We start from the raw sequence: 25,952 nt of genomic DNA, 5'->3' as shown, positions 1-25,952 counted from the left end.
CAGGTACGCTTCTGATGCGGTCGACGAACAATTCTAAAAAAGCAATTGACCCAGTGTCAGAGACGCAAGTGCGACCTCTGGAATGGATCGAACATGCTGATAAAATTCACAAAAACGTTGTCTTAGTAGATTGGATGCTCGGCAATCGCTGCAACTACGCATGCAGCTATTGCCCTCCCGCACTACATGACGGAACGAAAGGGTGGCAAAGCCTGAGCGACGTTGTGGGCATGATTGAAGCCTTGCAAGAGCACTATCAGGCCGGTTTAGGTAAACGTGTTTGGTTGCAGTTCACTGGGGGCGAACCAACTCTTCACCCAAAAATCAAAGAGATATTGGGTGCCGCCCGCACACACGATATGAAAGTAAGTTTGATTTCCAACGGGTCCCGAACGGAACGTTTCTGGCAAGCCATTCGCGACAAGTTGGATTCCCTAATCCTGACTTTTCATCTGGAAGAAGCTGAATTTGCGCATGTGCACCGGGTCGTCGAGATTTTGTCGGAAGTCATTCACGTTCAGGTCAATATCACAATGCTGCCGGATCGGTTCGATGAGAGCTATGATGTGGCCCGTAACCTTGGTGCTGATTTTCCGCACATCGGAATTGTGATGAAGCCGTTGCGTGTAGGGTTCGGGCACGCTCTCTATCCCTACAGCGAAACCCAGATCACCAAGATGCAAGAGCGGATGTCCACGCCACCCGGCTCGAATGGGCAGCTGCGCCATCCGCGTGGAATAATGGCCCGTCAAAGTGCAGACGGTACGCGGGAAGAACTTCGAGCCAATGCTTTTATTCTCAGATCCGAAAACCGCTGGCGCGGTTGGACCTGTGAGGCGGGCAAAGAGTCATTGAGGATAACCGGCGAAGGGTTTGTGAACCGTGCAGTGTGCGGTGTAGGCGGACGCATTGGTGAAATCGGACGAGAGATTACCCTGCCAGAGGATTCAGTAATATGCACGCGCGACACTTGCTCTTGCGTAGCTGACATCCTGATTTCGCGCGCAAAGTGGGAATAGAGAATGGCCGTATGAGCTTCCTGAACTGTCTTGGTCCGCCGCAGTGTATTTATTCAGGAGGGCTCGAAATGACGAACAATCGACCATCAAGAGTAATGATTGTCGTCAAAATGCGGTGAGTTGAGAGACAAAACAGCAATGCTGATGCTGTTGCGAAAATGGATGATCAAGAAAAGCGGTCTTTCAGAGGCCGCGACCGATCAGATTAGCCCTACTGCGATACACTTAAACTGATTGGCGCTGTTCTGCATCAGATTACGGTCCATTCCATTGCGAAGCGCATCCCGGCCCTCAGGAAAATCCCTCCAACGCCAACCGCACTGCTTTTAGCTGACTGACGGTCTTTTTGCTGGGCAATGAAACGCTATCCCGTTCTTATTCAGAACAGTTTGAACGCATCCGCCAGCGCCGGCTTACTTGTCTTCGAGCAGTCAATTTTATAGTCTAAGGGTGATTAATCTTTGAATTTTCGGCGCTCGGAAGTGTATTCGGCTTAACCGGATTACAACAGCGTAAAGCATATTTCGGCGGCCAGTTCGGGGGAACTCATGACAAAGGCTAGCGACGCAAGAACGCTACCTGAAGTTGCCAAAAAAGACGCCGATGAAGTGTCGGAAGTCTATGATTTCTTACAATCGCCTGACTGGCAGGAGATGCTTGAAAACGCTCGGATACAGCGCGAAAAAAATCTTGCCGCACGTGGTCGAAAGCGCGAAGAAACTCAAGAGCCCAAATCGGGGCCCAACAAACAAGACCAATCAACCACAAGAAAGCGCCCCCCGGCGCCAAAGACTTGGCTAGATCGACTTGAAGAAGCTCGGCATCAGAGAGAGGCGGTGCTTGCGCGTCGCACTGGTGATTCGGAAGACTTCTTGCCGAGTGGCGCCGATGGCGCCCAGAACGACAGTGTCGGCGGCAACGCGGCGGGAAAATCCGCTGATCCTTCGAAAGCCCAAGGCCAAGACAAAAAACTGTCCGGGACCGGTCAGAAAAACCCCGAGAACACCGGGCCTGAGCCAAAACACACCCCGACAACAAAGAGACGCGAAAACAAGATCACCGGGCGATCGCAGCGCCGCAGTATACTCACCAAGAACGACAAAGTAAAACTCGTCAAAGGCGATCCAAAAAGATCGAGATTACGTACAAAACTATCCACCACGGAGGCTGCTAACGGCCTTCGCAAAAAGCTTTTTAAGAATCTGGCAGAGCAGCAACGATCACCCAGGGTTCGGTTGGGCTCGGTTGCCATTGGATGTGTCATCGGTGTGATCGCTTCGTCTTCGATCTATTTTGTTTCTTCAGGATGGGGTTCGTGGGGCCTGCGTGAAAGTATCGGATTGGGGATCACGGGCGCAGAGACAGCTGAAACCGCCGCATTGCAAGGCGAGGAAATCGTACAGCCGAATGTTCTGCAACCTGTCGTGCCGAAGGTTGAGGAAAGTGAAACGATTTTGTTACCCGAAGCTTCCGGCGCGGCACCAAGATCGCCCTCACCTGGCGCCAATTCGGTAGCGACCGAAGATTTAAACAGTTTTGCTTCGCTAACGCCCCCTCTGTCGAGTCTGACAATGGATCCTGAAGTCATTGAACCAGTAGTGTTACTATCCGCTCCCAGTGTTCGATCAAGTGTTCCGGCACTCGAACAACCTTCGCTGTCAACGGAAGTCTCCAGCCTTCGGCCTCAACAAGAGGCGAACAGAAATTTCGTATGGTATCCAATTACGCCAGAATTTTTTGGTACGGCAATCGCCCTGTCTGACGGAGCTGCGGCAAACACTGATCCTACTGTTATTTTAGTCGCTGCGAGCGCTCCCCCACCGCGCCCGCTTGACGTGTCGTTTCAACCAGCCTCTCTAACACCTCCTGCCCCGATTGCATCTTGGGACGAACGCGGGTCATTGCCGAAGCAAGCTATGGCGTATCAGCCTAAACCACGTGGATTGAATGTCATCGCCGCAAGTTCAGACCTTCCCACTGCAGATACCGTGGCCGTTCTTGATCTGGCAGATCAACCGCACGTGCCTTTTTCGTCAGAACCGGTTGAAAGTGAGTTGAGGACAGTCTCATCCGACCCCTTGGTTCAACCTGAAGATCTGGCGCTTTATTCGGCGATCACACAACCGCGTCAATTGAAGCCGCGGTCAAGGCCGTCAGAGCCAAAGGCTGCTGCAGTACCGCTTGGCGAGGGCATCGAAACACTGGAAACAATCTCTCGCGGTGAAGGCGCGGAATTCAGGCTGTTTGCACCTACCAGCGTCTCGGCGGATGCTGTGGACTCTGTCGTAGCTGGACTAACAACTTCAGGTCACGCTCTAAGTGGAACAGCACGCGTTGGCTTTGGGATAAAGCAATCCAATGTTCGGTTCTACCATAGGCAGGACGCCGCAAAAGCAGCCGCCCTGGCAGAAGCCGCTGGCGCTTTGTTGCGGGATTTCACCGGTTCAAATTCCAAGACCCCAAGCGGGATAGTAGAGTTGTGGTTGGCTGGAGAAGGCTCTGGAAAATCCTCAGCCAAACCAAAAGCGAAAAGAAGTAGTCGTAGCGTTTCCGCTGGCAACCAAACAAATCAACTAAGAAGTCAGGTTTTAAAGAAACTCAGGGCAACAACGAGCCCGTGACTCCTCTGTATAATTTTAACAGCGAAGGATTGAGACAATCTGTGGTAAAGTTAATAGATAGCGTTCCGGTTTTTACAGATGACTGATAGCAGACTCATCGGCATTGTTACTGCCCTACTGTTTTTAACAACGTCGCAAGGCGCGCGCGCCGAGGTCACGCTTGAACATCTACTGAACATAGATCAGTTTTTATCTAATAATGACACCCAATCGCTCTATTCTTACCTCGAAAAAAATCCGGAATTACTCTCGGGTGAAGATGAATTGTCGCTAGAGCTACGCAACTTTTATGAAGCTGCGTCAGGTGGAAATCTGGATTTTGGCTATGCCTCTGGAGCACAAGCCAATCCAGATGACACGGCAGTTGATAACTCATCAATTTCCAACTCGTTGCAACACTAAAACCAATGTCCGTGCTTCACGCCATCAGTTGCTCGGATCGACCCAAGATTGCCTATGTTATTGAGCCCAGGTTCTCGGGCGGCACCTCTGCAGCGGTCGCGGCAGAATTGAGTGTTGCCGTGGAGTTTGGGCAAGTTGTTGTGCACGCAATAACCTCCAAGACATTCGGTGAAAACCAACATGTGGCGCCCGTGCTGCGGCAGGTGCTCGACGAGTTGCGAATTCCGCTGGTTTGGGACGCATCGAGGATAAGTGCAGATATTGTTATCCTCCATAATCCGTCTTTCCTGAAGTTTCAGGACTCGTTGGACGCTAGAATTTTCGCTCGGGAATTGATGGTTGTTACGCATGAGAATTTTCTGCGACCGGGCGGGGAAGAAGGTTTCGACGTTGCAAACTGTCTCGGTCAGATTGATGTATCAACGCTTGCGCTAAGGAAATCGCTCGCACCAATTTCGCCGTATAACCGAAAGACCGTAGAAAGTTGGTTGTCCAAATCTCCCGAAGCGCGACATTGGGAAGTTCTCGAAACTGACTGGTTCAACATTTGTCCCGCTGTAGTATGCGACACGTGCGAGAAACCAAAGGACCGCCGCGGGAGACATTCGCGACCAGGGTTTGAGAAATTTCCCACTCTTGCCGACCTTGATAGGTGTTTTCCGAAGCATTCTCAGTGCAATATCATTCTCGGTGCGGATGCATTGTTGGATGCCGGTGTTCTTCGCACACATTGGAACATGCTACCATTTGATGCCATTAGTGTTGACGAGTTTTTTGGAATGATAGATTTTTACGTTTATTTTACAGCGCCAACTTGGCAGGAGAGTTTTGGGCGCGTGATTGCCGAAGCACTTGCCGCCGGAAAGGTGGTTCTTACCGATTCCAATACCGGGAAGACTTTCGGTGATGCTGTTCTAACCTGTCACCCGGCGGAAGTTGACGGGATCATATCCAACCTTGTTGCTCACCCGCGCCAATACCACGCGCAGGTTTCCAGGTCACAATCGGCTCTGGAACGCTTTTCCGCGCAAAACTTCAGATTGATGCTTTCCAGTGTTCTGGCCGCTGACAGCGGGGTATCGAAATGATCTATATTGAGGCCGGTTCGCGTTCGTTACGATCGTTCGACGCGCAATTGATTTTGGCCGAGCAACTTTCAGCGCGCGGTTTCAATACCTGCATAGGAGCCGAGTATTTGCCCGATGATGCGGGGCGTGGCAGAATTTACGAGGCGGCCAAATTCCTTGTCGATCCTGCAGAGCATAAAGCGGAAACTATCTTTATCCTCGGCGCTGAGGAAATCGACGACCTCCTCCTTGCTTCCCTAAGGCAAATGCAGCTTGATGCGGATATTCCGGTGATCGCCATGGGCCGCTTCAAGTCTCAGCAGAGTTACATAGGTGCCAAAGCACGCCTGGCATATGCACTTGGGCGCGAAGCCGACGTAATCGACCTCACAGATTTCCAGCCCCGACCGATGCTACCGTCAGCCGTCAGTCCCTTGGTCTCTGAAGTTCGGCCGGTTTCACGGCCAGCTGGCGAGACGGCAACTGTTACGATTGTCTTAGGTTCAATGGAGTTGGACGGCCCCGAAACGTTGTCTTGCCTGTCTCGGATGAGCACCCAAGGTAGCTACAATTTAAAGCTCGTTGTAAGCGGGGCACAAAACGAGGCAATAAAATCGTCACTTTTCCACGATTTGCCCACGATTCTTTATACGGATCTCTCGCCTCTTACACTGGCCAATTCGACAGATATTCTAGCGATGTTCGGACACGGCATTGCCGGCATTCGCATGGCGGCGCTTGCGGTCGAGCTGATGGCTGCCGGTGGCGTTGCTATTGATTGCACCGAGGATGAAGTCCTCATGTCATCTGGCGCGCCCGCATTGCTTGGGCCCAAGACACTATTTGCTTTGGATGGGTATCTCACTGGGAAAGTGCTTGGAAACATTCCCCACATCGCGGAACAGGCATCAAAATCTCAGTGGTTGCATACAGTAGACATTTCTCGTCTGGAAACCGCAGCGGACCTCACTGCAAAAAAGCACCAACCCGTGCGGACGGAACAAAAAACCATTTTCTTGCCTACGAATGGGGTGGGGTTAGGGCACGCACAACGATGCGCCATTATCGCCAAAGCCCTACCGAACGATATGCCATCAATGTTCGCTGCCTTTCCCAGTTGCGTACCGCTTGTCAGGCGCGAAGGCATAGATTGCATTCCACTGGTCGCGCGAACCGATCTAAACGACCATTCCAACGCCAATGACATCTTGACCTATCGCCGTCTGGGTGCCGCGCTTCAAGAAAATGACATGTTGGTTTTTGACGGCGGTTATGTTTTCGATTCAGTCTACCGGGTTATCCTTGAGCACCGATTGTCGGCAGTTTGGATTCGGCGGGGCTTATGGCCCAAAGGCCGATCAAGAATAGGCATGCTTCAACGAGAAAGTGTGTTCGATCGGGTCATTGTACCGACGGAGGCCTTTGAAGAGCTCAATGACGCCTACAGTTATGGCGAACACGTACATAACGTCGGTCCCATTTTTCGCGAATTGGCTCAATCCGAAGAAGAGCGCGAGCGTCTCAGGGCGCGTCTGGCCGAACGATTGGGGCAGAACTTTAGGCAATTAGTCGTCAGCATGTTAGGTGGCGGAGTAGCTTCGGAAAGATCCGCGCAATTGCAAGCAATATCCGGGATTCTAGAAGCTCGATCCGACTGCCTGCATCTGATTGTCACTTGGCCCGGAAGCAAGGTCCAACCTGCTGCGTTTGGTTGGAAAAACACCCGAGTGGTTCAAACTTTAGAGGCTACGTCGCTGTGCGCCGCTGCAGATTTGGTCATATCGGCGGCGGGTTACAATTCGGTCCACGAAATCCTCTACCACAAATTTCCTGCGATCTTGATCCCACAATCGGCACCCTATTTGGACGACCAAGAGCGACGCGCCAGAGCTTTGTCTGACCGTGATCTTTGCGCTACGATCACCGAAAGAGAATTCATGAAATTGGAGCGGACCCTATCAGATTGCTTGGGTTACGGCGGCGTGGAAATCTTTCGATCTGCATTGAGTAAAATAGAGTTACCAGAAGCGGGAGTATCGAAGGCGGCTGAATTAATAGCCGAGACCAGGCACAGCAAATGACGGAAAACAATTGGTTCAAAATTCTCAGTAGAACGTCACCAGAACGACCTGCCCATCTGGACGATCTGATTTACGACAATCAGAAAGCCCGGCCATGTGGGAAAGTTGTGTTTCCCCAAATGAACCTGACGCCGTCAATCGCACTTTGGGACCACGAACCGGTTGGCCACACATACATCGGTGTCAGGATATTTGAACCGCCGGACCCTGTTTGCAAAGTCGCCAGGTTTCTGGCCGCTGCCGCAATAGAAAGAGATGTGTTTCCGATAATTTTAAGCCGAGTGGATTTTTGCGGATTTGAACAGTTCGGTTTCCGTATTGAACGCGTTCCCGATGAACAACCGGCAGCGCAGGCCGCTGAAGAGGAAATCAGAAAATTCTGGGATCTTGCGATAATCATCGACGGGCACGAAATTAACCTTTTAAGTTAGCAAACTCTGGCCGCGCTGAAAGAACCCCTGCCGGAACGACGATGTCAAATGAATCCGGGCGAAGCAGGTACTGCGTCTTCGTAGTGTTTAGATGTGACCAATTCTGCTTTCTGCATGCTCTTCCAAAGCCGATCGCTATCGAGGACAAAATGTAAATCTTTTTCACATTACCCCTTGCAAGATCGCGAGAGCTGCCCCATCTAGACAATGTGAACGCAATTTACATCAACCCGGAGATCCAAAATGACCGCATTGTCCGACACCGCCGTCCCTTCAAGTCCGGGGTGGCTTTACCGTGCCGAAGCCTGGCTTGACAGTAAAGGCAAAGGTGCCTGGATCGCCGCCATGGTCCTTGGCTTTATCTTCTTCTGGCCCATTGGTCTTGCATTTCTGGCCTACATGATCTGGAGCAAACGCATGTTCAGCAAATCCTGCAGCCGCCGCAAATCCTGGCACAGCCACATGAGCGCAATGAAGCCGTCCGGCAACAGTGCATTTGACGCCTACAAGGCCGATACGTTGGCTCGTCTGGAGCGCGAACAACAGGATTTCGAGTCCTTCCTGCGCCGCCTGCGTGAGGCCAAGGACAAGGCCGAGTTCGACCAGTTCATGGAAGACCGCGCCCGCGAGAACAACGACGACGACGCCGAAAACGGCGAGCGCGCCTGATACGAACTTGCCCTGTCCCGACAATCGGGACAGGGTGTCCAAGATCATCACCCGGACTTCCTTTATGACCCATCTGCCCGACCCCGACACTCAGCCGGAATTCTATCAATCCGTTGCGACCAAAAGATTTTTCGCCTGGCTATTCGACATCGCCTTTATTTCGCTGCTCTGTACTGTGGCGATCCTGCTGACTTTCGGTATGGGCTTTTTCATTCTGGCCCTGATCTACGCTGTCGTCAGTTTCGTCTATCGCGTCGTCACCATCGCAAACGGATCCGCCACCTTAGGAATGCGGTTCATGGGCATCGAACTGCGTGACGCCTTCGGCGCCCGAATGGATACCGGTAAGGCTGTCGCCCACACAGCCGGATACTTTGTCAGCATGGCATTTCCGGTCATCCAAATCATCTCGGTCATCATGATGTTGACCAGCGCCCGCTGTCAGGGTCTGACGGACGCATTCCTGGGAACCGTAATGATCAACCAGCGCGCCTGAGATCCCGATTGCGTGAATCACTTGGCGGGTCCCGGAACCATTGCTATCATTCGGTTCCAGGAAACACGGGAACTACATGCGACACACGCTGCCAATAGCGCCACAGTTCTATGTGACGGCACCCCAGCCCTGCCCTTACCTTGAGGGCAGGATGGAGCGTAAACTATTCACAGCTCTTCAGGGCGATGGCGCCGATCAGCTGAACAATTCCCTGTCGCAACAAGGATTTCGACGCTCGCAGAACGTACTCTATCGCCCGTCTTGCAGCGAGTGCTCTGCCTGTCTGTCCGCGCGGCTGGACGTCTCAAAGTTCTCACCGAGCAAAAGCCAGAAGCGCGCGGTAAAGCGCAATTCCTACCTGCAGCGGCGCGCGACGTCGCCTTGGGCCACGGACGACCAGTTCGAATTGTTCCGCAGCTATCTGGACGCCCGCCACGCCGATGGCGGTATGGCCGACATGGACGTGTTCGAATTTGCCGCCATGATCGAAGAAACGCCGATCCGCAGTCGCGTGGTTGAATATGCCGACCCGGACACCGGTAACCTGATTGCCGTCAGCCTGACCGATGTACTGGATGACGGTCTTAGCATGGTCTACTCGTTTTACGATCCCGCGTTGCAGCAAAACTCGCTGGGCACATACATGATTTTGGACCACATCGAAATCGCGCGAGAAGCTGGCCTGCCCTACGTTTACCTTGGGTATTGGGTACCGGGCAGCCCCAAGATGGGATACAAGGCGAAATTCGCGGGCCTTGAAGTATTTATGCGCAACGAGTGGCGCCCGGTCAGCAACCCTGACAAACTAGCCGATATTACGCATCATCCGCTGTCCACCCAACCCATCGCGGAACAGGTAGCTGGCATTCAACTGCCCGACAGACGCCCTACCAAATGACAAACAACATTCGGCAGAGTTTGCACGCCATCACCATCGTGGTGCCAGACTACGACGCTGCGATTTCGTTTTATACGAAGGTTCTCAGTTTTTCTCTGACGCAGGATATCGACCTTGGAGATGGAAAACGCTGGGTGCGTGTGACACCTCCGGGTTCAGAGGGAACGTCGCTTTTGTTGGCGACCGCTGACGGTGCGGATCAGAAAGCCGCCATTGGAAATCAAACCGGAGGACGTGTCGGGTTCTTCCTTGAGACCGATGACTTCCAACGAGACCACGCTGCTATGCTGACTGCGGGCGTGATCTTTGAGGAAGACCCACGGCACGAACCTTATGGCATCGTCGCTGTGTGGCGGGACCCCTTTGGAAATCGCTGGGATCTTATCCAATTCAGTTGAGGTTTTCTCGGCGGCAACTCCGTTTCAATCTGCGTCGGTATTCTCCCAAACGATAGATAATGCAGCACTGAACACTCTCCGACATTCCCGATCATTCGGGGAAACAGGCTAACGTAACTGGTGGAAGTGTTGGATTGGGCTTCCGGCCCGCGCTGGAATTGGCCCGCAATTGTGCAGCAGAGACCATCGCTTGAGGGTTGAGAAGCCCAAGGTTCTACCTGTGTGGAACAAATGACCAAAAAGGAATGGCCCGCAGCAAAGCTGCGGGCCATTCCTTATTTACGTCAGAGGCTTTAGCCCACAAGGCGCCAGATCAGTTCGGAATCAGGTCCGGAACAATGGTCACGATCGTCGGGAAGAACCACAGGATCGCAATACCCACTACCTGAATGAACACAAATGGAACGATCCCACGATAGATATGCCCAGTTGTCACTTCCTTTGGTGCAACCCCGCGCAGATAGAATAGCGCAAAGCCGAAAGGTGGCGTCAGGAACGAGGTCTGCAGGTTCACTGCCACCATGATCGTGACCCATTTCGGATCGAACGAACCGCCATAGATCACCGGGCCCACGATGGGGATCACGATGTAGATGATCTCAAGGAAATCCAGCACAAAGCCAAGAATGAACAGCACCAGCATCACGATCAGGAAGACCGTGAACTCGTTATCAAAGCTCTTGAGGAACTGCTGGATATAGTGCTCGCCCCCAAAGGAAATCACCACGAGGTTCAACAGCTGCGACCCGATCAGGATGGTGAACACCATCGAGGTCACCTTGGCCGTTTCGCGCACAACCGGAGTCAGAACGCCACTGGAGAACAGGACCCAGCAGCCGAACAACAGGCCAAACAGCGCATAGAGATAGGCCGAATAGGCGATACCAAATGCAATCCAGGTCTCGAAGCTTACGTTCCCCTGATTAACGCGCAGGTCAAAGTTCACACCCATCAGCAGGGCGATGATAACCGCGAAGGTCGACCAGATGATCACTTTGCCGGACCGACCCTGATCCTGCAGCTTGCGATAGGCCGCCAGCATGATGGCCCCGCCCGCTCCCAGCGCCGCCGCCGGTGTCGGGTTGGTCACGCCGCCAAGGATCGAACCCAGCACCGCGATGATCAGGACCAGCGGTGGGAACACCACCCGGATAAGATCATTGGTTGCACAGCGGGCGGCCGCCTCTCTGCAGCCGTAGATGGCCAGAGCAAACGGCGCCGCAAGCAACACGAAGGTCAGCCCGGACGAAGTCGTTGGCCCAATCAGCAACACATCCACCAGCAGCATCAGCAACAGACCGATTGTGCCAAGGACTAACGGCTGCGTCGGACGCGAGGGCGCGATCCCCCGTCCCAATGCCAGCGTCAGCCCCAACAGGACGACAATTACGGCCACACCAGTCCCGATAGGAGCGGCTGCAGCAATCTTTGCGTCGCGGGCAGCGGTCAGTTCCTCTTCGCTCAGCCGCTGTGCCTGTGACGCGCCACCTGCAGCATCAATGGCCTCTTGCTCGACAACGGCCTGATCCCAGGCGGACTGTCCGTGCAGATCGATCATCGAGGCCTTACACTCGGCTGACACGTTCGTACGCAACGAAGCACTCTGCGAAACATCGGAAAACGCCGAAACCGTTATGTTTTGGCTACCGATTACACCAGCACTGCCCATCAGGACCACGCCGACGATCAGCGCGACCGGAACGCCAAGCAGCCATGTCAGGCCCTCGCCGCGGGTGATGGGTTCGCCACTGCCACCGGACAACTCGACCGCCGGCGCTTTGTCCGGGTTCAGCAAAGCATAGCCGAAAGCATAAAGGGCATAGAGCAACGCCAGCATAATTCCCGGCAGCAGCGCCGCCTGGAACAGCGTGCCGACCGAAACAACAGCGGGCTCACCCAGGTATGTCAACGCGTCGGTGCAACCGGCATCAACCGCGCGGGTTTCCTGAGCAGTCGAATAGAGGTCACCTGCCAGTGTACCCAGTAGAACGATAACGATGGAGGGCGGGATGATCTGTCCCAATGTCCCCGAGGCCGCGATCACACCTGTAGCGAGTTCAGGCGAGTAGTTGTTCCTCAACATGGTCGGCAAAGCCAACAGGCCCATTGTCACCACGGTCGCTCCAACGATCCCGGTGGAGGCCGCAAGAAACGCGCCCACAACCACGATGGACACCGCCAAACCACCCGGCAACGGGCCAAAGACGCGCGCCATTGTGGTCAGCAGGTCGTTCGCAATCTTCGAACGCTCCAGCGTGATGCCCATCAGAACGAACATCAGAACCGCCAGGAGGGTTTCGATGGATTGCCCGGCCAGAACACGCTCGTTCATGCGGTTCACGATGAAGGATACGTTGCGGTCCAGCGCGGTTTCCCAGCCAGAAACGAATACCGGCTCGGCGATCCTCGGTAGATCCGGGTATCGGAACACGGATATGGTGTCGGGTTTCACGCCGGTATTCACCAGATCACGATACAGCTGCGACCCGGTGTCGATCGCCTGATGCACCAGAAGCCCGGCACTGTCCAACGCCGCGATTATCCCGAAGGAGATGATTCCTGCTCCACCGATAGCAAAGGCCACCGGAAAGCCGGAAAGGATGCCTCCGAAAAGGCAGAAAAATACGATAATGAGGCCTATCTCGACGCCATCAAGTCCGAATAGCATTGTCTTGGTCTCCGTCCTTAATGTGCGCCTTCGTAGGCTTCTTCACCCTCGCCAAGGCTGTCCTTGTCGAGGTACTTTCCAACGCTTTCAGATCCTTCCACATATTCCAGATACGAGCGGTACAGGAACGCTATCGCATGCAGGAACACCATCGCGGCAAAGGCGACGAGCAGAATCTTGAACAGGAAGTAGCCGTTGAATCCGTTGGGGCTGAACCCGATGGTTTCGACGTTCCAGCGCAATGCGCGGGACTTCATCACCAGACGGTCCAAAGTATCACTGGCCGAGGGTTTCGGCACGATCAGGTGCCGCCACATGAAGTACCAGCCGTACATCCAGGTCAGCACCGCCATCGGCATCATGAACAGCAACGCGCCCAGCATGTCGACCACGCGCTTGGCCCGGTGGCTGATCCCGGCATAGATCAGGTCAACCCGTACATGGCCGCCCTGTACAAATGTGTAGGTACAGCACAGGCACACGACCATGGCGTTATAAAGCTTCAGTTCCTCGGCATACCAGCTGATGTCCATCTGCAGAGGGATGCCGAACCCGAACGACATATCAGGCCGGGCAAACACGCGCTGCATGAACACGATCACGATCTGCTGGACCACCATCAGCAACCCGGCCCAGGCGAAGAAACGCCCGGTCGTATTGGCGAACCCTTCAAGGACTCGCACCATGCCCCACATGAAGGTCCGGTAGTAAAGACCAATGGCGGTCAGAACCAGAAACAGCGTGAAGATGACAAAGAAGAATTCGACCGATCCGCCATAATAGACAAAGCGCATGATGGATTCTTTGTCCGACCAGTCCAGCCAGAGCTGCGGATGCGTGATGGCGTATCCGAAATTGTAAAAGGCTTCGGCGATGTTCTGAACGAACCAAACAAGTCCGTTCCACAGGGCGCCGAAGAAGGAGATACCGTTATCGTCCTGCATGTTGTCCCCGGTTCGTCAGTTACAATGCTGATTATAGCGGATTTGTCCGAACCGCGCATTTGCAACAGGAAAGGTTCCCCCGCATGTGCGGGGAAACCAAATGATGGATTTTCTTGGCTGTTAACCGCGTACGCGGTTACGCTGCGTGGTGTAGACGCCCGAAGACAGGTCCAGCCATCCCGCCGACGACGTCGACGATGCCACTGCGCTATCGTGGATTTTCTTGAACAGCTCGTCGCCCATGTTCTCGTTCAGCACTTCCTGGCTGGCCGCACCGAAGGCATCCCATACGCTGTCCGGGAATTCCATGACTTTGACACCACCCGACTGCAGGCGCTGCAGTGCGGCACCGTTGTTGGCCAGGAATTGCGACAGGTTCCACTGGTGGCACTCGCCTGCTGCGATCTCGATGATCTTCTGCTGGGCAGGTGTCAGGCTTTCGAATACGTCGCGGTTGGTTGCCAGCGACAGACCCGCATTCGGCTCGTGGAAACCAGCGGTGTAGTAAACCTTGGTGATTTCCTGGAAGCCGGCTTTTTCGTCCGCCCACGGACCGATCCACTCGGTTCCGTCAATCGCACCAGACGACAGCGCCTGATACACTTCTGAGCCCGGAATGTTCTGAACCGAAGCACCCAGTTTACCCAGAGCTTTACCGCCCAGACCCGGCATACGGAACTTCAGACCGTTGAAATCTTCGGGGCTGTTGATCTCTTTTGAGTACCAGCCGCCTGCCTGCGCGCCGGTGTTACCGGCCAGGAACGACTTCAGACCAAAGATCTGGCCCAGTTCGTCATGCAGCTCTATGCCGCCATCCTGGTAGTACCAGTTGACCATTTCCTGAGCGGTCATGCCGAACGGAACAGCGGTGAAGAAGGCATAGCCAGGGTGCTGACCGACAAAATAGTAGTCAGCCGCGTGGTACATATCTGCCTGGCCCGACGACACAGCGTCGAACACTTCAAACGCGCCAACCAGCTCGCCTGCGGCCTTGATATCAACGGTCAGGTTGCCGTCAGACATCGCGGTGATGCTGTCCGCACAACGCTGCGCGCTGTCAAACACGCCCGCAAGGCCCCGGCCCCACGACGTAACCATGGTCAGCGTGCGCTTGCCTTGTGCATAAGCCGGTGCCGCCAATGCGGTTGCAGCGGCAGCCGAACCACCAATCGCAGAAGTTTTCAGAAATGAACGACGATCCATGTGAGTGTTCCTCCCCTCCATTTTCAGTGCCCGGAATTGTCCGGGTTAGTCGTTTCGAATGAGCGCCAGCGTAATGACACTCAAGGGAATGTGAATACCTAGTACTACGTAGGGGGGCGGCATTTCTCTGGCTTGGACAGAATTTCTGACCGGATTTTTCCTTTGTTTCTCGAAAAAATCGCGTCAGTGGGCTTTGTCCCCCCCCATTCTTTTTGCAATTCCTTCCTGTCTTGCGTATCGATTCGATCATGGGCGGAATTCGCAACCTTGTCTCACTGACCTACGCGCAAAAATTGTCGTTGGTGGCAGCAATCCCGCTGCTTGCGGCGGTAGCGGCAATTGCCGTGGTGGTTGCTTACGAAGCCCGCGCGACGACTGAGCGTGAGATTCAGGCCCTCGAACGCCGCCTGATCGAAGCGAAAAAGGACGAGCTGCGCAACTACGTAACTCAGGCGCGCAACGGTTTTGCCTATATCTACGGCCGTGCAGCACCAAATGATGACGAAGCAAAGAACTTGGTCACTCAGATTCTGTCGGCGATGATCTATGGTAAAGACGGCTTCTTCTTTGTCTACGACTATGACGGCACCAATCTCGTCAGCCCCCGTCAGACTGAATTCATCAACCGCAACTGGGTCGATCTCACCGACAGCGATGGCACACCGGTTGTTAACGAGTTCGTTCGTCTGGCACGTCAGGGCGCAGGCTGGCACAGTTTCATGTGGCAAAAACCTTCGACCGGGGAAGAGGCACAGATGATCGCCTATGTGGTCGGTCTGCAGGACTGGCGGTGGGCCGTCGGAACCGGAGTGTTCATCGACGACATCGTCGCAACGGTGGCCAACGCACGGGCCGAAGTTGAGGCACGGGTGCAGCGCACATTCCTCTATATCGGCGGAATCGTTTTGGCTGCGGTGCTGGTTGTGTTCGCCTCGGGCATGATGCTGAACATCCGCGAACGCAGGCTGGCGGACGCTAAGCTAAAGGAATTGACCCAACGGGTATTCGATACGCAGGAAGAAGAGCGAGGCCGTGTAGCGCGTGAATTGCATGACGGCATCAGTCAAATCCTCGTCGGTGTGCGCTACGCGCTGGATAATGCGCGCCGCCGCCTTTCAGGTGGCGATGAAACAGGTGCGCAAGCTCCACTGGAAAAAGGGATCGACAATCTGGGCACAGCAATCACCGAGGTCCGCCGTATCAGCCGCGACCTGCGCCCGGGCGTTCTGGATGATCTGGGCCTCGGCCCGGCCCTCAAGGCACTGACGGACGATTTCCGCGAGCGCACCGGGATCGAAACCGAGTTCTCGACCGTCGTGTTTCGCAACCGGTTGGATCAGGACAGCAAGATTGCCTTGTATCGAATTGCCCAAGAAGCTTTGACCAATATTGAACGCCATTCCGGCGCAACTCACGTTACAATCGACCTGCGAGGTCACAAAAAAGGTGCCACCATGCGGATTACCGACAATGGCCGCGGACTGCGCAGCGAACCGGGCCAAATCAGCGCCGGGATCGGATTGCGCAATATGCAGGAACGCATCGAACAACTTGACGGGTCGCTGCGCATTCTGTCATCTCGCGGCACGCGCAGCGGAACCGTGATCGAGGTCAGCCTGCCGCTCAGCCGCATGCTCTCGCCGCAAGAAGGCGCAACACCCAAGCGAAAGGCCGGTTCCTGATGCCCGATACGATCCGTGTCCTCATCGTCGATGACCACCCGATGGTTGCCGAAGGTATTCAATCCCTGTTGGAAATCTACGACGAGATTGAGGTGGTGGGCACTCTCTCCAGTGGACAGGATGCTGTCGATCAGGCGACGCGTCTGCATCCCGACGTGATACTGATGGATCTGAACATGCCCGGTCTGGGCGGACTGAGTGCCACCGAGATCATTTTGGAACGCCTGCCTGCGACCCGAATTCTGATCCTTTCCATGCATGACAGCCCGGAATACATATCAACCGCGCTCAGCCATGGTGCCAAGGGATATGTGCTTAAAGACGTGCCCACGGATGAGATCAAACAGGCCATCGACGCCGTGATGCGGGGCGAGCAATATCTGTGCACCGGCGCCAGCGGCTCGCTGGAACCCAAGCAAGGCGACACGCGCGAGGCTCTGACCGGGCGTGAACAGACAATCCTGCTGGAACTGGCGCAGGGCAAATCCAACAAAGAGGTCGCCAGAACCCTGGATATCTCGGTTCGTACCGTTGAAACCCATCGCAAGAACATCAAACGAAAACTGGGAATCTCTTCGACGGCCGGCCTAACCCGTTACGCGATGGAACACGGCGTACTGCAAGGCACCGGTCACAGTTTTTAAACGCAGCGCGCAGCGCTGCCGGGCCCAACCGGAGAAGCTGCGCCGTAAGGCGCATCGACGACGGGCGGGAGCCCTACCCTTCACCGCGCGGCCTGATGTCTTCGCCGAAAAAGACCAATGTCCCGTCCTCGTCGATCACATGAAACTCGCGCTGCTGATAAGGTTGGTCAAAGGGTGGTCGCACCCGCCCCTCGGGCAAATCGGTCAAACCTGGTTTCAGTTCGGCGTACAGCGCATCAATACCGTCAACGTCCACATAGAATGACTGATTGTCTCCCAATGGCCGCCCGTCTTCGCGCGGAGGGCACTCCAATAACCGAATAGCAACCGCTCCGCATGACAGATAAGCGTAGTTTTCTTGTCGAAACCCGCAAGAGAACCCTAAGCGGTTGCAGTAGAAATCAATCTGCTTCTGCAACGAAGAACACAGGACAAATGGCGTCAGTTGCAAGATACGTGACATGAACGGCGTCCTCCGGTCTGAACAGACTTCAGTCTACATGTTCACCCAAATCAATCCAGCAGCCTATCTTTCCGCCGCCCCTCTCGTTCATAGTGATGTGGCAACACTCGGCCATACAGCTGCTTGGTACGCTCGACACCTCCACACATGCCTTCGGTCTCGACAAAGGAAAAGATACCGACATATCGATTGCGTTCACCAGTAACCGGCGCCACCCGGTGCAAGGAATACCGACCCTTGAAAATCTGCAGGTCGCCCGGTTGCAATTCCAGACGCCGCACATTCGCCATACCTCCGTCCAGGACTGCGGTGACCGCTCCGAAATTCTCATCCTCTGCACTGCGCAGGTTAGGCGCGTACTCGAATTCCCCGCCCTCCTCTCCGTTCTGAATAGCCAGCGTCACCGTGTAGTTGTTGGTGTCGAAATGCCAGGGAAAGCCCTGCCCCTCCTCCACAACATTTATGATCACGTCGGCCAGCGGATCATCGTAGCGAAAGAAACGGTCTTCGGGCTCGTCCAAAGCCGTACGGATAAATGGCAGGAACCCCGGATACTCGTAGATCCGGCGCAGAGGTCCCGTCTTTTTAAAATGATCTGCTGGCACAAACGCGTTCGAGCGGTCGTAGAAGCGCCGGATCGGGTGACCAATTCCAAAGCGCGGATCGTCCTTCGTGAAATACGCGTTTGTCCGGTTAAAAGAGCGATGCGCTTTGGGCGCGACGGCATCGGCCTCTCGCAGCAGGTGTTTTAACCCCTCTTCATGCGCGAACCCAGGCAGAATCGCGCAGCCATCCTCGTCCAGTTCCCGCCGGAGATCCCGGATCAACTGCTCATATCCCCACGAGTCCGGACGATCGATCGGATACTTTCCCAGATCCACCAGATCCTGCAACATGGTCTGCCTCCCTGTTCTGCACCAACAGGTTCAGCCTGCCTCACTCGAAGATACCTCTCTGGTCCATTTCGGACATTGGCTTGACGCAATCTGACAAGTTAGATTTCGGCTCCAAGCCATCGTTTTCAGCCACATTTTCCCGGAAGTTCCCGGCATGCGTCATTTTGCGCAATAAAATGTCGCAGAATTCACCATTCAGGTCATGAAATTTAGTCAATTGCCTGTTGACGCCCCTTTCCCTCGCTCATAAGGTCCCTGCCAAGCAAAAAGGAGCCTCTGGCGATGAGAACGCTAGTCGTAATCGTAGGAACCACGCGCATGGGCCGGTAACGGTGAACCATAATCGAACCCATGCGCCTCCGAAAACCTCGGGGGCTTTTTTTATGCTAAACGCAAGACACATGTCGCGAACGGAGCAAAGCAGATGACACGTGAGATGACCGGCGCAAAGATGGTAGTTCAGGCCCTCAAGGATCAGGGTGTGGACACGGTATTCGGATACCCCGGTGGCGCCGTCCTACCGATCTATGATGAGATCTTTCTGCAAAACGACATTCGCCACATTCTGGTGCGTCACGAACAGGGTGCCGTTCACGCAGCCGAGGGCTATGCCCGGTCCACCGGCAAACCCGGTGTTGCGCTTGTGACCTCTGGTCCCGGCGCGACCAATGCGGTGACCGGCCTGACAGATGCGTTACTGGATTCGATCCCGATTGTGGTTTTGACCGGACAGGTCCCCACCTTCATGATCGGCTCGGATGCGTTCCAGGAGGCCGACACCGTTGGCATCACCCGCCCGTGCACCAAGCATAACTGGTTGGTAAAAGACACGGATTCGTTGTCGGCCACACTGCACGAGGCGTTTCACGTCGCCACTTCGGGTCGCCCTGGACCGGTACTGGTCGACATTCCCAAGGACGTTCAGTTCGCTACGGGCGAATACAGTTCACCTAAACCCTCGACCTCGCACTACCAACCAGTTTTGAAAGGTGATTTGGAAGAGATAACCGAATTGGTTGCAGCCATCGAGACCGCGAAGAAACCTGTTTTCTATACAGGCGGTGGTGTCATCAATTCAGGTCCGGCGGCCAGCCAACTGCTGCGGGAATTGGTGGACTCGACAGGCTTTCCGATCACTTCGACCCTGATGGGATTGGGTGCCTACCCAGCGTCAGGAGAGAACTGGCTGGGAATGCTGGGAATGCACGGTCTTTACGAAGCCAATCTGGCGATGCATGACTGCGATCTGATGATCAATATCGGTGCGCGGTTCGACGACCGCATCACCGGTCGGATCGATGCATTCTCGCCAAACTCAAAAAAGGCGCATGTCGATATCGACCCGTCCTCGATCAACAAGGTCATCCGCGTCGACATCCCGATTGTCGGCGATGTGGCCCATGTGCTTGAAGACATCCTTAAAGTCTGGAAAGCGCGAGGTCGCAAGACCGATACGGCTGCGGTGAAACAATGGCAGAACCAGATCGGCGAATGGCGCAAAGTGAACTGCCTCGCCTACACCAACAGTGACAAGACGATCAAACCGCAATACGCGCTGCAACGTCTTGAGGAACTGACCAAGAAACACGACCGCTATGTTACGACCGAAGTCGGTCAGCATCAGATGTGGGCTGCGCAGTATCTTGGGTTCGAAGACCCCAACCGCTGGATGACATCCGGAGGGCTGGGTACGATGGGCTATGGCACTCCGGCCTCGATCGGTGTGCAGATGGCGCACCCGGATGCGCTGGTGATCAATGTGGCGGGTGAAGCGTCCTGGCTGATGAACATGCAGGAAATGGGCACGGCCGTTCAGTATCGCTTGCCGGTTAAGCAATTCATCCTGAACAACGAACGTCTGGGCATGGTGCGCCAGTGGCAAGAGCTGCTGCATGGCGAGCGGTATTCTCAATCGTGGTCCGAGGCCCTGCCCGATTTCGTCAAGCTTGCCGAAGCGTTTGGCGCCAAGGGCATCATGGTCAGCGACCCCGCCGATCTGGACGACGCGATCATGGAGATGATCAATTACGACGGTCCGGTGATCTTTGACTGTCTGGTCGAAAAGCACGAGAACTGTTTCCCGATGATCCCGTCAGGCAAGGCCCATAACGAGATGCTGCTGGGCGAGGCGGAGACACAAGGTGTTATCCAGGCCGGCGGCGCAGTTCTGGTCTGACAAGTATCGAATTTCGTCGGGCGCCCCGAGCGCCTGACACCTCAGGATGACGAAAGGGACATAAATGTCTGCCCTACATATCAAAAAAGGCTCCACCCGCCATTCGGCCTATAACCTACGTCCGACATTCTCGGACGTGCAGGAGCGTCACACGATTGCCGTATTGGTCGAAAACGAACCGGGTGTCCTGGCCCGTGTAATCGGGCTGTTTTCGGGCCGCGGTTACAATATCGAAAGCCTGACCGTGGCTGAGGTCGATCACACCGGTCACCTCAGCCGCATCACCATTGTCACAACCGGAACACCGCAAGTGATCGAGCAGATCAAAGCGCAGGTGGGTCGTATCGTATCGGTGCGTGACGTGCACGACCTGACGGTCGAAGGATCTGCGGTCGAACGCGAACTGGCTATCATCAAGGTCGTCGGCGAAGGCGAAAAACGCGTCGAAGCGTTGCGGCTGGCCGATATCTTCCGTGCCAACGTGGTCGACAGCACACTGAATTCCTTCATCTTTGAAATCACTGGCGCACCGGACAAGATCGACGCCTTTGCCGATCTGATGCGCCCGCTGGGTCTGGTGGAAATCGCCCGGACCGGTGTGGCTGCCCTCCTCCGGGGCGACTGAAGTCAAAGAGCGCCCCGCTTGTCACTGTGCCCAAGCGGGGCAATTCCGTTCCAAACGCGGCGGACTGCTCCGATACAAATTGCAATCCTGTGCGGTCCTGTGTCTTGGATAGCAACGCGTGAAAAAGATCATGCAAAACAGGATAAAGCCTATTGCGTTTGCCGTTATGCGCGCTAGCCTAATTGACGCAACGCTATACTCGGACCCTTCGTTGGGGTCATCATTACGATTTAGGCTGTCGCTTGGTTTTTGGACCATCGCGGTCGTGTTTTCCTAAAACTTCAAACAACCTGGGACAGACATGACCGACACCACCCGCAGCCCGGCAGAATTGCGAAATATGTTTGGTGCAAATCTCAGGCAGCTGGCTTCAACTTATCCAACCGTCTCGGCACTATGCCGCCAGCTTGGCATCAACCGCACGCAATTCAATCGCTACCTTGCAGGTGAAAGCTTTCCGCGGCCGGACGTGCTGGATCGCATCTGTTGCTTTTTTGAGGTCGACGCCCGAATTCTGCTGAAGCCTCTGAATGAGATTGAACAGGCGGACAACCACCCTGCCGCCGACACGCTAGACAAATATTTGACGACCCATAACGAAATGCCTCTTTCGCCAGGGTTTTATCATGCAACAGAGTCTGACCCACAGATTCCGGATGCTGCGGAACACCGGTTACTGTTCGTGCGCCAAGTGGGACACACAACCCTGCTTCGCAGCTTTGAGCCAAGTGCTCATTTACCCGCATCGCCCGCGAAAGAGCGCGAGATCCAGGGCATCATGTCAAGCAACGGAACGCAGGTTTATGCCTTGATATCTCGCCGCGACGCACAGAACAGCCGAATGATTAATGTGTCCCCGAAGAACGGAAAAGATGAATGGGCCGGCTACATCGTCAACCTGTTCGAAAGCGCGTCCACGCCCCCAAAACCCAAGCAGATAATCCTGCGGCACCTGAATAACGACACCCAAGCCATTTTGCGTCTTGCGCGCGCGGTACCGCGCGCGCCAAGCTGACGGTTTCATTCGACGTTCAGGCAGAGTCCGGCCCTTCGTTGTCGGTTATCTGACGATAAAGGTGCCAACTGGCGTGCCCTAACAAAGGCAGTACGATCAGCAAACCCAGAAACCAGGGGATCATGGCCAGAAACGTCGCCACTGCGATAAACACGCCCCACATTAGCATCACGCGCATATTAGCACTGACATAGGCATAACTGGAGATCATCGCTGATACGAAATCCAGTTCCCGATCCAGCAACATAGGGATCGAAAGAACAGAAATCATGTAGAGAACAAGGGCAAACACCGCCCCTACAACAGTGCCCACCGCCAGCATGGTCAGTCCATTTGGGGTCAAATAAACCTCGAGCGAAGATGAAACGTTCGTCATCGTCGACAGGCCCATGAAAAGGGCAAAGATCATGTGTCCCAGAAAGAACCAGAACAAAAACATCACTACGATGATTGCACAGATCGAGGGTAATTGCCTGCGGCCTTGCTGAACGACCACACCGAAAATCGCTCCGAAATCCAGTGGTTCGCCCTGTTCCAGACGGTGCGACACCTCGTATAGCCCGACGGCGGCAAAAGGTCCGATCAAAGGGAACCCGATTGCAGCCAGAACCAACCAGAACGAGGTACCGGTTTGCACGGTAATCCAAGCCATCAGCCATCCGGCGAGAACGTAGAATCCGGCGAACAACAGGCCAAACACCGGCGCGCGGCGAAAATCGCTCCAAGCGCGACGCAGCGCTTCTTTCAACATGCCCGTATCGACGGGTTTCAGCGTCGGCACGCCAAAAGGTTTATCCATTTGCAGTCTCTCCTCCCCTACGTCTGTTTCATGCGGCCGGTCTTTTTTGCGGCCAGCCTGTTGCCTCGTGATAGGTAGCGCCAATTGACAATACTTGCGCATCTGCGCCGCGCGGGCCAAAGACCTGCATTCCCATCGGTAAGCCGTTACTTCCGAAACCCACCGGCATCGACAAACTGGGCAATCCCAACAAGCTGACCGGCGTCACAACCTGCATCCAACGGTGATAGGTATCCATCGCAGTACCCGCGATTTCAGTCGGAAACGGTGTCTCTATTGCAAAGGGCCAGACCTGCGCACTCGGCAGGATCAGAGCGTCATAGCTTCGAAACAGCTCAGCCGCACGCCGAAACCACTCTGATCTTGTGACACTGGCGTGATGAACATCCATCGCGCTCAGCGCCAAACCCCTCGACAGCTCCCATTGCGCAGTGTCCTTCAGTGCCGCCATTCGGTCGGCCAGAGGTTGCAGCCCGGTCGCGACACTCCACGACCGCAAAGTAATCCAGCTGTCCCAAATCCGTTCGGCCTCGAACGGAGGTGGCACGGCCTCAACACGCGCGCCAAGTTCTTCCAGAACATCCAGCGACTGTCGGCAGAGATCGAGGATGCCGGCCTCGAACGGAATGGCCCCGCCCCAATCCGCAAGCCAACCAATACGCAACCCTCTCAGGTCGGTGGCCTTTACCGGCGCTACCGGTTGGTACGGAACGGGCAATGGTTGACGCGGGTCCGGTCCGGACATCACGTCCAGCAGAATTCCGATATCAGCCGGACTACGCGCCATTGGTCCCAGCGTTGATAGCTGGTGCAGGAACCCGTCCCCTACGGGCTCCGACGGAATCTTTCCCCAACTGGGCCGGAATCCATAGACGTTGTTCCACGCCGCGGGATTACGCAAACTGCCCATCATGTCCGAACCATCGGCCAGTGCCAGCATCCCTGTCGCTAGCGCAACCGCCGCCCCTCCGGATGACCCGCCACAAGACCGCTTCGGATCATAGGGGTTGCGTGTTTCGCCGTAGACCAGGTTGAATGTGTGCGAGCCCAGTCCAAATTCGGGCGTATTGGTTTTGCCGATCAGAATAGCCCCCGCTGCCCGCAATCGCGCGGCCAGCAGATCGTCTTTCTGCGGGACGTGATCGCGAAACAACGGCGATCCTTGCGTCGAAGCGATCCCGGCCACATTAACCAAATCCTTGACCGCGATGGGCAGCCCATGCAGCGCCCCTCGTTTGGGCGCTGCATCTGCTCTTTGCGCTTCGGCCATAAGTTCGTCTTGATCGCGCAAGGCGACAATGGCGTTAACCCGCCCGTTTACTGCACCAATCCGCCCTAGGGTGGCACGCATCACATCAACCGCCGAGACATGCCCGGAAGACAAATCGGCCAGCAGATTCTCGGCGGAAATTTGGGTCAGGTCCATCAGGCTCTCATTCGCGCAAGCTCATGCTTTCGCGGTTCAGCCTAGCCAAGGCCTCGCACCATTTAAACCCACTGTTTGAATGTATCTTTTCCGAATTTGCCTTGTGTACCCTGGATCAGCGCCATCTAGCCCCAAATACCCCGGAGGAGTATCTGTCAGAGGAGACAGACGCTCACTCAGGCAATCGAGGATTATCCGTCGCCTTGCGCTTCGGACCGGCTTTTTCCAGCCACGTTCAACGCCAAGGTCGCAGCCATGAACCCGTCCAGATCGCCGTCCAGAACACCCTTGGTGTCCGAGGTTTCGTGATTGGTCCGCAGGTCCTTCACCATCTGGTAGGGCTGCAATACATAGGAGCGAATCTGGTTGCCCCATCCCGCGTCGCCTTTGGCTTCGTGCGCAGCGTTGATCTCGGCGTTCCGGCGATCCAGCTCTTGCTGGTACAGGCGCGATTTCAGGGCTTTCATGGCAATATCGCGGTTCTGGTGCTGGGATTTCTCGGACGATGTCACCACGATCCCGGTCGGGATGTGCGTGATCCGAACCGCCGAATCCGTGGTGTTCACGTGCTGACCACCGGCACCGGAGGACCGATACGTATCTACACGAATATCCGATGGATTGACCTCAATCTCGATATTGTCGTCCACAACAGGATATACCCAGACCGAGCTGAAGGACGTGTGACGTTTCGCGGCCGAGTCAAAAGGCGATATTCTCACCAGGCGGTGCACGCCGCTTTCTGATTTCAGCCAGCCATAGGCGTTATGGCCAGAAATCTTGTAGGCTGCGGATTTGATCCCCGCTTCTTCACCGGCAGTCTCGGATTGCAGCTCGACGGCATACCCTTTTTTCTCGGCCCAACGCACATACATCCGCGCCAACATCGAAGCCCAGTCGCAGCTCTCGGTGCCACCGGCACCCGAGTTGATCTCGAGGAACGTGTCGTTTCCGTCGGCTTCACCGTCCAGAAGCGCCTCAAGCTCTTTCTTCGCGGCCTTCGCCTGCAACTTCCTGAGGGCGTCCTCGGCATCCTGGACGACCTCTTCGTCCTCTTCCATCTCGCCCAGTTCAATCAGTTCGATATTGTCGTTCAGATCAGTCTTGATGGCTTCATAGGTTTCGATGGCATCCACCAGCAACTGGCGGTCACGCATCAGTTTCTGTGCATTCTCGGGGCTGTCCCACAGGTTCGGGTCTTCGACACGCGCGTTGAATTCCTCCAACCGGTGGGGGGCGGTTTCATAGTCCATACGCTGCGCCAGAAGCTCCAGCGACTTTTCAATTTCCGCCACGGTGTTTTGGGTTTCGGCGCGCATGGTCAGGTCC

23 protein-coding genes are annotated in these 25,952 nt (G+C 55.2%); 15 read left to right on the top strand and 8 right to left on the bottom strand.

Annotation, left to right across the window (positions count from 1 at the left end; translation table 11 throughout):
- The first annotated feature begins 134 nt into the window (after positions 1–134).
- From AC2TDA_RS04265 to AC2TDA_RS04220, 10 genes are all read left to right on the top strand, one after another.
- Complete coding sequence (locus tag AC2TDA_RS04265) at positions 135–1,019, top strand: radical SAM protein (RefSeq protein ID WP_480878909.1); 885 nt, start codon at positions 135–137, stop codon at positions 1,017–1,019.
- Positions 1,020–1,567: 548 nt separating this feature from the next.
- On the top strand, positions 1,568–3,640 hold the full coding sequence (locus AC2TDA_RS04260; protein WP_480878908.1) for a hypothetical protein: 2,073 nt from the start codon (positions 1,568–1,570) through the stop codon (positions 3,638–3,640).
- Positions 3,641–3,718: 78 nt separating this feature from the next.
- Positions 3,719–4,042: a hypothetical protein gene (locus AC2TDA_RS04255; protein ID WP_480878907.1), complete on the top strand. Its 324-nt coding sequence runs from the start codon at positions 3,719–3,721 to the stop codon at positions 4,040–4,042.
- A gap of 5 nt (positions 4,043–4,047) precedes the next feature.
- Positions 4,048–5,130 carry a hypothetical protein gene (locus tag AC2TDA_RS04250; RefSeq protein ID WP_480878906.1) on the top strand — a complete coding sequence of 361 codons (1,083 nt, stop codon included), beginning with the start codon at positions 4,048–4,050 and terminating at the stop codon, positions 5,128–5,130.
- Entirely contained in the window at positions 5,127–7,190 is a 2,064-nt protein-coding gene (locus AC2TDA_RS04245) for a glycosyltransferase (RefSeq protein WP_480878905.1), read from the top strand. The genes AC2TDA_RS04250 and AC2TDA_RS04245 overlap by 4 nt, the downstream gene beginning before the upstream one ends.
- A gap of 119 nt (positions 7,191–7,309) precedes the next feature.
- Positions 7,310–7,621, top strand: coding sequence for a hypothetical protein (locus tag AC2TDA_RS04240; protein WP_480878904.1), 312 nt, complete (start codon positions 7,310–7,312; stop codon positions 7,619–7,621).
- Between the two features lie 243 nt (positions 7,622–7,864).
- Complete coding sequence (locus AC2TDA_RS04235; protein WP_480878903.1) at positions 7,865–8,290, top strand: DUF2852 domain-containing protein; 426 nt, start codon at positions 7,865–7,867, stop codon at positions 8,288–8,290.
- A gap of 64 nt (positions 8,291–8,354) precedes the next feature.
- Complete coding sequence (locus tag AC2TDA_RS04230) at positions 8,355–8,786, top strand: RDD family protein (protein WP_480878902.1); 432 nt, start codon at positions 8,355–8,357, stop codon at positions 8,784–8,786.
- Between the two features lie 76 nt (positions 8,787–8,862).
- Positions 8,863–9,684, top strand: a complete 822-nt coding sequence (locus tag AC2TDA_RS04225) for an arginyltransferase (RefSeq protein WP_480846881.1) — start codon at positions 8,863–8,865, stop codon at positions 9,682–9,684.
- Complete coding sequence (locus AC2TDA_RS04220; protein ID WP_480846879.1) at positions 9,681–10,082, top strand: VOC family protein; 402 nt, start codon at positions 9,681–9,683, stop codon at positions 10,080–10,082. Before AC2TDA_RS04225 ends, AC2TDA_RS04220 begins: the two co-directional genes overlap by 4 nt.
- Positions 10,083–10,395: 313 nt before the next feature.
- On the opposite strand, the gene AC2TDA_RS04215 is transcribed toward AC2TDA_RS04220, so the two are convergent.
- From AC2TDA_RS04215 to AC2TDA_RS04205, 3 genes are all read right to left on the bottom strand, one after another.
- Positions 10,396–12,750, bottom strand: coding sequence for a TRAP transporter large permease (locus AC2TDA_RS04215; RefSeq protein ID WP_480846878.1), 2,355 nt, complete (start codon positions 12,748–12,750; stop codon positions 10,396–10,398).
- A gap of 17 nt (positions 12,751–12,767) precedes the next feature.
- Complete coding sequence (locus AC2TDA_RS04210) at positions 12,768–13,694, bottom strand: TRAP transporter small permease subunit (protein WP_480878901.1); 927 nt, start codon at positions 13,692–13,694, stop codon at positions 12,768–12,770.
- A gap of 120 nt (positions 13,695–13,814) precedes the next feature.
- Entirely contained in the window at positions 13,815–14,897 is a 1,083-nt protein-coding gene (locus AC2TDA_RS04205) for a TRAP transporter substrate-binding protein (protein WP_480878900.1), read from the bottom strand.
- Positions 14,898–15,145: 248 nt separating this feature from the next.
- Here AC2TDA_RS04205 and AC2TDA_RS04200 point away from each other — a divergent pair, with 248 nt between their 5' ends.
- Both AC2TDA_RS04200 and AC2TDA_RS04195 read left to right on the top strand, forming a co-directional pair.
- Positions 15,146–16,579 (top strand): cache domain-containing protein, encoded by a 1,434-nt coding sequence (locus AC2TDA_RS04200; RefSeq protein WP_480878899.1) that lies wholly within the window; start codon positions 15,146–15,148, stop codon positions 16,577–16,579.
- On the top strand, positions 16,579–17,223 hold the full coding sequence (locus AC2TDA_RS04195; protein WP_480846873.1) for a response regulator transcription factor: 645 nt from the start codon (positions 16,579–16,581) through the stop codon (positions 17,221–17,223). The genes AC2TDA_RS04200 and AC2TDA_RS04195 overlap by 1 nt, the downstream gene beginning before the upstream one ends.
- Before the next feature lie 73 nt (positions 17,224–17,296).
- On the opposite strand, the gene AC2TDA_RS04190 is transcribed toward AC2TDA_RS04195, so the two are convergent.
- Entirely contained in the window at positions 17,297–17,686 is a 390-nt protein-coding gene (locus AC2TDA_RS04190; RefSeq protein WP_480846872.1) for a bleomycin resistance protein, read from the bottom strand.
- Positions 17,687–17,736: 50 nt separating this feature from the next.
- The gene (locus AC2TDA_RS04185; protein ID WP_480878898.1) at positions 17,737–18,582 is read right to left on the bottom strand and encodes a HalD/BesD family halogenase; all 846 of its coding nucleotides are present in this window, start codon (positions 18,580–18,582) and stop codon (positions 17,737–17,739) included.
- A gap of 424 nt (positions 18,583–19,006) precedes the next feature.
- Here AC2TDA_RS04185 and AC2TDA_RS04180 point away from each other — a divergent pair, with 424 nt between their 5' ends.
- The 3 genes from AC2TDA_RS04180 (at position 19,007) to AC2TDA_RS04170 (ending at position 22,398) form a co-directional block, all read left to right on the top strand.
- On the top strand, positions 19,007–20,758 hold the full coding sequence (locus AC2TDA_RS04180) for an acetolactate synthase 3 large subunit (protein ID WP_480878897.1): 1,752 nt from the start codon (positions 19,007–19,009) through the stop codon (positions 20,756–20,758).
- 64 nt (positions 20,759–20,822) lie between these two features.
- Positions 20,823–21,383 carry an acetolactate synthase small subunit gene (gene ilvN, locus AC2TDA_RS04175; protein WP_480878896.1) on the top strand — a complete coding sequence of 187 codons (561 nt, stop codon included), beginning with the start codon at positions 20,823–20,825 and terminating at the stop codon, positions 21,381–21,383.
- Positions 21,384–21,684: 301 nt separating this feature from the next.
- Complete coding sequence (locus AC2TDA_RS04170) at positions 21,685–22,398, top strand: helix-turn-helix domain-containing protein (RefSeq protein ID WP_480878895.1); 714 nt, start codon at positions 21,685–21,687, stop codon at positions 22,396–22,398.
- Between the two features lie 16 nt (positions 22,399–22,414).
- Here AC2TDA_RS04170 and AC2TDA_RS04165 read toward each other — a convergent pair whose 3' ends face one another.
- From AC2TDA_RS04165 to prfB, 3 genes are all read right to left on the bottom strand, one after another.
- Positions 22,415–23,197: a DUF2189 domain-containing protein gene (locus tag AC2TDA_RS04165; protein ID WP_480878894.1), complete on the bottom strand. Its 783-nt coding sequence runs from the start codon at positions 23,195–23,197 to the stop codon at positions 22,415–22,417.
- A 28-nt stretch (positions 23,198–23,225) separates the two neighbouring features.
- Complete coding sequence (locus AC2TDA_RS04160) at positions 23,226–24,623, bottom strand: amidase (RefSeq protein ID WP_480878893.1); 1,398 nt, start codon at positions 24,621–24,623, stop codon at positions 23,226–23,228.
- 191 nt (positions 24,624–24,814) lie between these two features.
- Positions 24,815–25,942 (bottom strand): peptide chain release factor 2, encoded by a 1,128-nt coding sequence (prfB, locus tag AC2TDA_RS04155; protein WP_480878892.1) that lies wholly within the window; start codon positions 25,940–25,942, stop codon positions 24,815–24,817.
- Positions 25,943–25,952 lie beyond the last annotated feature (10 nt).

This window comes from Ruegeria sp. HKCCD6426, assembly GCF_057221115.1.
Note: the sequence above shows the minus strand (reverse complement) of the source record. Positions and strands in the feature narration are given on the sequence as shown.

Bases quoted from the DNA above. Each gene is read 5' to 3' on its own strand.
- AC2TDA_RS04200 (WP_480878899.1), top strand. From the start codon at position 15,146: ATGGGCGGAATTCGCAACCTTGTCTCACTGACCTACGCGCAAAAATTG.
- AC2TDA_RS04165 (WP_480878894.1), bottom strand. From the start codon at position 23,197: ATGGATAAACCTTTTGGCGTGCCGACGCTGAAACCCGTCGATACGGGC.
- AC2TDA_RS04250 (WP_480878906.1), top strand. From the start codon at position 4,048: ATGTCCGTGCTTCACGCCATCAGTTGCTCGGATCGACCCAAGATTGCC.
- AC2TDA_RS04260 (WP_480878908.1), top strand. From the start codon at position 1,568: ATGACAAAGGCTAGCGACGCAAGAACGCTACCTGAAGTTGCCAAAAAA.
- AC2TDA_RS04190 (WP_480846872.1), bottom strand. From the start codon at position 17,686: ATGTCACGTATCTTGCAACTGACGCCATTTGTCCTGTGTTCTTCGTTG.
- AC2TDA_RS04205 (WP_480878900.1), bottom strand. From the start codon at position 14,897: ATGGATCGTCGTTCATTTCTGAAAACTTCTGCGATTGGTGGTTCGGCT.
- AC2TDA_RS04265 (WP_480878909.1), top strand. From the start codon at position 135: ATGCTCGGCAATCGCTGCAACTACGCATGCAGCTATTGCCCTCCCGCA.
- AC2TDA_RS04185 (WP_480878898.1), bottom strand. From the start codon at position 18,582: ATGTTGCAGGATCTGGTGGATCTGGGAAAGTATCCGATCGATCGTCCG.
- AC2TDA_RS04180 (WP_480878897.1), top strand. From the start codon at position 19,007: ATGACACGTGAGATGACCGGCGCAAAGATGGTAGTTCAGGCCCTCAAG.
- AC2TDA_RS04245 (WP_480878905.1), top strand. From the start codon at position 5,127: ATGATCTATATTGAGGCCGGTTCGCGTTCGTTACGATCGTTCGACGCG.
- AC2TDA_RS04235 (WP_480878903.1), top strand. From the start codon at position 7,865: ATGACCGCATTGTCCGACACCGCCGTCCCTTCAAGTCCGGGGTGGCTT.
- AC2TDA_RS04170 (WP_480878895.1), top strand. From the start codon at position 21,685: ATGACCGACACCACCCGCAGCCCGGCAGAATTGCGAAATATGTTTGGT.
- AC2TDA_RS04230 (WP_480878902.1), top strand. From the start codon at position 8,355: ATGACCCATCTGCCCGACCCCGACACTCAGCCGGAATTCTATCAATCC.
- AC2TDA_RS04255 (WP_480878907.1), top strand. From the start codon at position 3,719: ATGACTGATAGCAGACTCATCGGCATTGTTACTGCCCTACTGTTTTTA.
- prfB (WP_480878892.1), bottom strand. From the start codon at position 25,942: ATGCGCGCCGAAACCCAAAACACCGTGGCGGAAATTGAAAAGTCGCTG.
- AC2TDA_RS04240 (WP_480878904.1), top strand. From the start codon at position 7,310: ATGAACCTGACGCCGTCAATCGCACTTTGGGACCACGAACCGGTTGGC.
- AC2TDA_RS04160 (WP_480878893.1), bottom strand. From the start codon at position 24,623: ATGGACCTGACCCAAATTTCCGCCGAGAATCTGCTGGCCGATTTGTCT.
- AC2TDA_RS04220 (WP_480846879.1), top strand. From the start codon at position 9,681: ATGACAAACAACATTCGGCAGAGTTTGCACGCCATCACCATCGTGGTG.
- AC2TDA_RS04195 (WP_480846873.1), top strand. From the start codon at position 16,579: ATGCCCGATACGATCCGTGTCCTCATCGTCGATGACCACCCGATGGTT.
- AC2TDA_RS04215 (WP_480846878.1), bottom strand. From the start codon at position 12,750: ATGCTATTCGGACTTGATGGCGTCGAGATAGGCCTCATTATCGTATTT.
- ilvN (WP_480878896.1), top strand. From the start codon at position 20,823: ATGTCTGCCCTACATATCAAAAAAGGCTCCACCCGCCATTCGGCCTAT.
- AC2TDA_RS04225 (WP_480846881.1), top strand. From the start codon at position 8,863: ATGCGACACACGCTGCCAATAGCGCCACAGTTCTATGTGACGGCACCC.
- AC2TDA_RS04210 (WP_480878901.1), bottom strand. From the start codon at position 13,694: ATGCAGGACGATAACGGTATCTCCTTCTTCGGCGCCCTGTGGAACGGA.